This window comes from Halohasta litorea (assembly GCF_024494645.1).
GTDB classification, from domain to species: domain Archaea; phylum Halobacteriota; class Halobacteria; order Halobacteriales; family Haloferacaceae; genus Halohasta; species Halohasta litorea.
Map to the genome: position 1 here is coordinate 1 of NZ_JANHDJ010000028.1, position 5,410 is coordinate 5,410.

Here is a 5,410-nt window from a genome sequence, read left to right on the forward strand (position 1 = left end):
GAGACGACGCATAAGACGGGTCGAGGAGGTATCTTTGTGCACACTAGCTACCTCCTCATTCCTCTCGAAAAGGAAATTCGATAAGCTACCGCTGTACCGCGGTTCTGTGACTAACTAAAGACGGATGGCTTGGTCAGGTGAGGAAGCCAAAAACGAAAGAATCACTTCCGCATTCGTGGTTCCTTGGGGTTTCAGTTCCTCCTCAGGGTCAGATTCAAACCGTTCAATATCGATGGGCATAATTGAACTATGTAATCGAATGTAATAGATGTAATGGTGGCCGAGAGAAGTGCCAACAAGAGTGTGAAGGAAGCATAGTTAGATCCATTCGAAAAACCCCGGTTCTCAAACAAAAGGCTCTGTTGAAATCCTCAGCAAGTGATATATTATGGGCCAGTCGCGTCAGTACAGAGGCTGTAATTTACAAACCTATTTAGTCGATCGAGTAAATAATCTACCATGAATTCTGCTGGCTTGCTCACCACTCTCGGAACGACTTGCAAACAGTACGGTCCGGGTCGGTTACCGAAGGCGGGGCGTCGTGACATCGGCGCGGGATACGCGCTCGCCTCTGCGGCGATGGGGGCGACGTTGCTCTTCGCGCTCATTGCGTGGAGTCTGTATGCGCTTGGATCGCCGATTGGAAGCGACTGGGCATTTCTCGGTACTATGGGACTGATTGCGCTTCCGTTTGTAGTCCCCGCATCATTCATCTCTGCGGTCATCGTCTGGCGTACTCTCCCTTCGGATGTCCCGTACTTCGGCGCGAGTGCTGGTGTATTAGCGACATTGGGTACGTATCTCCTCGCACTCCTCGTCCTGTTCACGCTCAGTGTGGTTGAGGTAGGAGTTTCCGGGCAGTACGCACAGCTTCCGGAAGCGGCAGCGTTTATTGGTGTTATTGGATTCGTCGCTCTGTCTACGACGTTCTGGCTGACACTCCCAGTGGGGGTTGTCAGCGGGATAATTCACGAACGTGTAACCCTCACCGGAGCTAAACGGACATAGTCAGAGCCGATCTCAACGCACCTATCTGTACACGATATGCACTCTTCAGTGACCGGCTGTTTCAGGTGAGAATATATCTGAAGAATAGGATTTCAACAGAGCCAAACAAAAGTAACGTTGGCCAGTGCTTTACTTAGAGTTTGGATACAGCATTAGGTTCCTGCTTGTGTTCTGCCTACAACGGATGGATCAACCGTTCCGTAGACGTGTGTATCGAGTAGTGATAGACCGTTTCGGTGAGTTTTTCATGAGATTATGAATGCTACTCAATGATGCCCTCTGAAACCACTGTGTTGTTGCGTTCCATTCGACATTGGCTGTTAGCTATGACGTTTCTAATGGGGGTAACCCTCACAACGGTTGCCCACGCTGGATACGTTACTTCTGGATATGAAAGTGAGACAATTTTCGGTCTAGCAACGGTGATTGGAATGACAATTGCAGTTTTTGCAGTGGCTTCGTGGCTCCTGAGGACACCTTCAAAGTGCTCTGTTGAATAGCGATCTATTCGGCTGATATCACGGGTTAGAAAGGTGAAGCCGAGGAATTCGACTCCGCCTATGGAAATCGATCTCCTCGACTTCGTTGAGCAGTGTCGTCGGCTGGCTAAACAAGCGTTGGGAAAGCATGCGGGCGAGCCCGCCAGCGGCGGGTTCGCCCGCTGGGTTCACGTCGTTCTGCACTGTATTCGGCTCGAAGAGGGCCATAGCTACCGTGAAACGCCGAACCGGCTGAAGTACATGACCGAGATGCGAGATTGCTGCACTGGATGTTGAGTATCTTGTGCACTACCGCGGTTCATCACCGAAAGCAGTCATGAACAACGCGCTTATCTGGGCGAAGGGCTCTTCTCAGCGCTATAGGGATTGGCATTCATTTCCAGAGTTCTCTCGTGAGAAACCGTGAGAGGGGTAATCGACTGGTGGATGTAGATTATGAGTTTGATCGCTAATCCCTATAGATGGCCGAGACCTCGTACTCAACAACAAAGCGCTCGCTCGGCGACGCCGTGCGAGCGCTGGACTGATATCGGCAGTTCCGTGAATTGTCCTGATGTTCGGCATCATCAACATAGAACCACTGTGAGAACCGCTGTAACCGTGACTCAGCATCTATTCAACAGAGCATTCGAATCCACGTCTGTAGAGACTGCGCCCCCTGAGCGGATGCACGGCTTGTGCCAACCATCTGTACAAAACGCATAGCGGAACCAGGAAGCCTTACTCTCATCAAACGCGTCACACGATCAGGGTGAAGGAGTCATCCCATTGGTGGTTACTTACCTGGAGATCCCTATAGCTCGTGTTCGATTACACGGCTCCAACCGCTGCTGAGTTCGTCTTTGATTGTCTCACCCCACTTGACAACCGGTATGACGTAGGCGTAATTATAGGCGTACAGCAGCCCGAGACAGGTGCTATTGTAGAAACATCGATCAAGGTAGACGGCCTTGACGCCCAGGTCAAGGCCGTCAAGCAGTTCGAAGAACTCACTGAGGACATCACTTGAGGTTTCGCCAGCGACCAGCTGGCGAACCACTAGCGTGTATCGTTTGTTGCGCACCCGTGCGTACAGTGTTGCATAGGCGTGAAACGTCGTTATTCCACGCTTAGCCAGTGAGGAATAGAGGGGTTCTGTCTCATCTTCATCACCGTTGTAGGGATCGAGGTGGAGGTCGGCGACGACCTCCTCCGGTCGATCAGGGAGCGTCTCGATGGTATCCTGTTGGAGCAGCGTGCTCCAACCTGCTCGACAGTATCGAGGTCGAACTGATCGGGAAGGTGTCCACGGACGGTATTGGCGTGTGGAGAGTCTTCGGTCTCCTCGCAGATTTGATTAACTGAGGTCCCGCTGGCGCTGGCGCCAGCGAGGACCTCATAGAGTGTCTCTGTCGAGACCTTTACACCGTCTGCAAGATCTATCGGAAGTTCCTCGTCAAGAGTGTTGACGACAAAGTTAAGCAGATGCTCTTCCTCGATCTGGTTGTCTGTTTGGGATTCTGTCACACTATGTCCAAACAGACACTTCCTCTAACCCGATGTGATCGACTGAACCTGGGGTTACAGTCATTAGCGTCTTTACCGGAATAAATCACAGTACTAGATTAACTGCTGTGTTGAATAGCGTCCTTTGAGCGATGGTGAAGCGGAACCGGTTCTGAGACTACGACCCTTAACGGCTCACACGGCTACTCAATTTCCGCCTCCCTCTCCGAGCACCGCTATTCAACAGAGCAGGATTAACATGTGTGACGTCGACACCACACCCAGTCAGGTTTTACTCAATAGTTTCTGTTGCAATATCTGGGTCGACCCACACAACGAATTTATTGTCATCTTTGACGATTCCACGAACATTGTCGTCGTCTGTGGTGGTCGTCTTATCTACATCTTCAGGCATTATCTCTGAGACCTGATACACTTCGTCGACGATCCAGCCAGTCGTACTCTGATCACCTATTGTATCTGGATCAAACACAATGATTCGATTACGATCCCCTTCTTGATCAATACTGAAGACTGTTTTTGGGTTGATGATTGATGTCGTTCGCCCCCGAAGATCCATGACTCCCTCTACGTGTGAGGGGGAGTTCGGAATCCGAGTGAGTTGACCAGCATCGACGATTTCGTCAATCATATTGATATCGACACAATACCTCTCGCTCCCAAGCCCAAACTCAAGAATCTGTGTTGAGTCACCGGAATCGGTTGTCTTCGTTTCTGTGACTGTCGTATCTCCCTGGGCCATACAGTCTCACTGAAACATCGGTAATTAAGTATTTTCATAGACCATCAAACATATCCTATGTTAAATAAAATAAATGGTCATTACCTTGGCTATTAGTATACGTCTTAAACATAGTTGTGTGAACGGTATCACATTCTAATTCGGATGATTTATTAATATAGTGTGATTTATTATTTATAAAATATATCTATGAAATTGATCTCGATGTTCTACTGTTGGAGACCAGTTGATTTTTTCGCATTACTCAGCGACCGGATATTTCAAACAGGAAATGTCTGCAGAATAGGATTTCAACAGAGCCGCTAGGGACTAACGTGTCACCCTTGCCCGCTGTGACTTCCAGCTACTGCTGAGAACTGACCAACAATCCTCTACCCAAGAGCAATCAAAGTAACAGTAATCACGGGTTTTTATATGTGGTTAATAACCATCTACAAGCCATTCGCATGAGAGATGAGCAACGCGACACAGTCGACAATGCAGGTCGACGGCTGTCAGAAGACAACGAGAGCATAGCCGCGTTTCGGACGGCGATGACGACAGCAGCCAACGGAGATCTGACCGAACGGGTCGATCCGCCGAACGACGACCAGCTTGCCGAGTTGGCCCGGTTGTACAACACGATGATGGACGAAATCGAGTCACAGATGTACGATGTGTGGTCGTTCGTTGCGGAGGTCAGCAACACCGGCAGCGAGGTGACCAGCGACTCGATGGTAGTCGAAGCTGCCAGTGAACGTGTCAACGCGGAGTTCGAGGGAATCGTCGACGGAACCGACGAGCAAAATGAACGACTCCAACAGGCCGCAAACGAGATCGAGACGCTGTCAGCGGGGATCGAACAGATCGCGGCATCGGCGACTGAAGTCGCCCAGACAGCCGACGAAGCGGTCCAACGTGGTGATGAGGGCCGAGAGGCAGCCGAGCGGGCGATCGACGAGATTGAGCAGGTTGAGACAGTCAGTGAGTCGATCGTCGAGAAAATGGAGGCCCTCGAAACCCAGATGACACAGGTCGACGAGATCGTTGACGTGATTTCGGAGATTGCCGACCAGACGTCGCTGCTCGCGCTGAACGCCAACATCGAGGCTGCTCGGGCCGGCGAGAGCGGTGACGGTTTCGCTGTGGTCGCTAATGAGGTAAAGAAGCTCGCCGAGGAAGCACGGAGTTCGGCGAACGAGATCGAGTCGGTGATAACAACCTCACAGACCCAAACTGAAGAGACTGTCGCCGAGATTCGAACAGCGAGTGATTCAATCACCTCCAGTGCAGAAACGATCGACAGTGCCCTCGAGGCCCTGACTGACACCGTCGACCATATTCACCAAGTCAACGAATCGGTCCAGGAGATCGATGATGTCACTGACCAACAGGCCGAATCAAACGTCACGCTCTCGGCGGAGATCGACGACCTCGCAGAACTCAGCGAGGTCGTCGACACACAGGCCGAGTCGGTCGCTACTGCGACACAGCAACAGACAACCCTGACAAAGCGGATCTCAACACGTGCGAATGATCTTAAGGGGAACGTTGATTCCCTCGAATCCTCGCTGGAAACCTTTGCTGCCAGCGAGTGGGGCAAGCGAATCAACGACCACTGCCGGGATGCCGGAATTGACTGGAAACAGTATGCCGGGACGACGCTTACGTTCGG

3 protein-coding genes and 2 pseudogenes are annotated in these 5,410 nt (G+C 51.2%); 3 read left to right on the forward strand and 2 right to left on the reverse strand.

The window, feature by feature from the left end:
• Positions 1-459: 459 nt before the first annotated feature.
• Entirely contained in the window at positions 460-1,008 is a 549-nt protein-coding gene (locus NO877_RS19635) for a hypothetical protein (protein ID WP_256397979.1), read from the forward strand.
• A gap of 560 nt (positions 1,009-1,568) precedes the next feature.
• Positions 1,569-1,766, forward strand: a pseudogene (locus NO877_RS20010) (IS5/IS1182 family transposase); the annotation flags it as partial.
• Positions 1,767-2,304: 538 nt separating this feature from the next.
• Here NO877_RS20010 and NO877_RS19645 read toward each other — a convergent pair.
• Positions 2,305-3,014 (reverse strand): annotated as a pseudogene (locus NO877_RS19645) (ISH3 family transposase); the annotation flags it as partial.
• Between the two features lie 271 nt (positions 3,015-3,285).
• Positions 3,286-3,756, reverse strand: coding sequence for a chemotaxis protein CheW (locus NO877_RS19650; RefSeq protein WP_256397980.1), 471 nt, complete (start codon positions 3,754-3,756; stop codon positions 3,286-3,288).
• Positions 3,757-4,202: 446 nt separating this feature from the next.
• Between NO877_RS19650 and NO877_RS19655 the strand changes: the two genes are divergently transcribed.
• A partial coding sequence (locus tag NO877_RS19655; protein ID WP_256397981.1) for a methyl-accepting chemotaxis protein occupies positions 4,203-5,410 on the forward strand: 1,208 nt, incomplete at its 3' end.

Coding starts and splice junctions, on each gene's coding strand:
- NO877_RS19635 (WP_256397979.1), top strand. CDS start 460: ATGAATTCTGCTGGCTTGCTCACCACTCTCGGAACGACTTGCAAACAG.
- NO877_RS19650 (WP_256397980.1), bottom strand. CDS start 3,756: ATGGCCCAGGGAGATACGACAGTCACAGAAACGAAGACAACCGATTCC.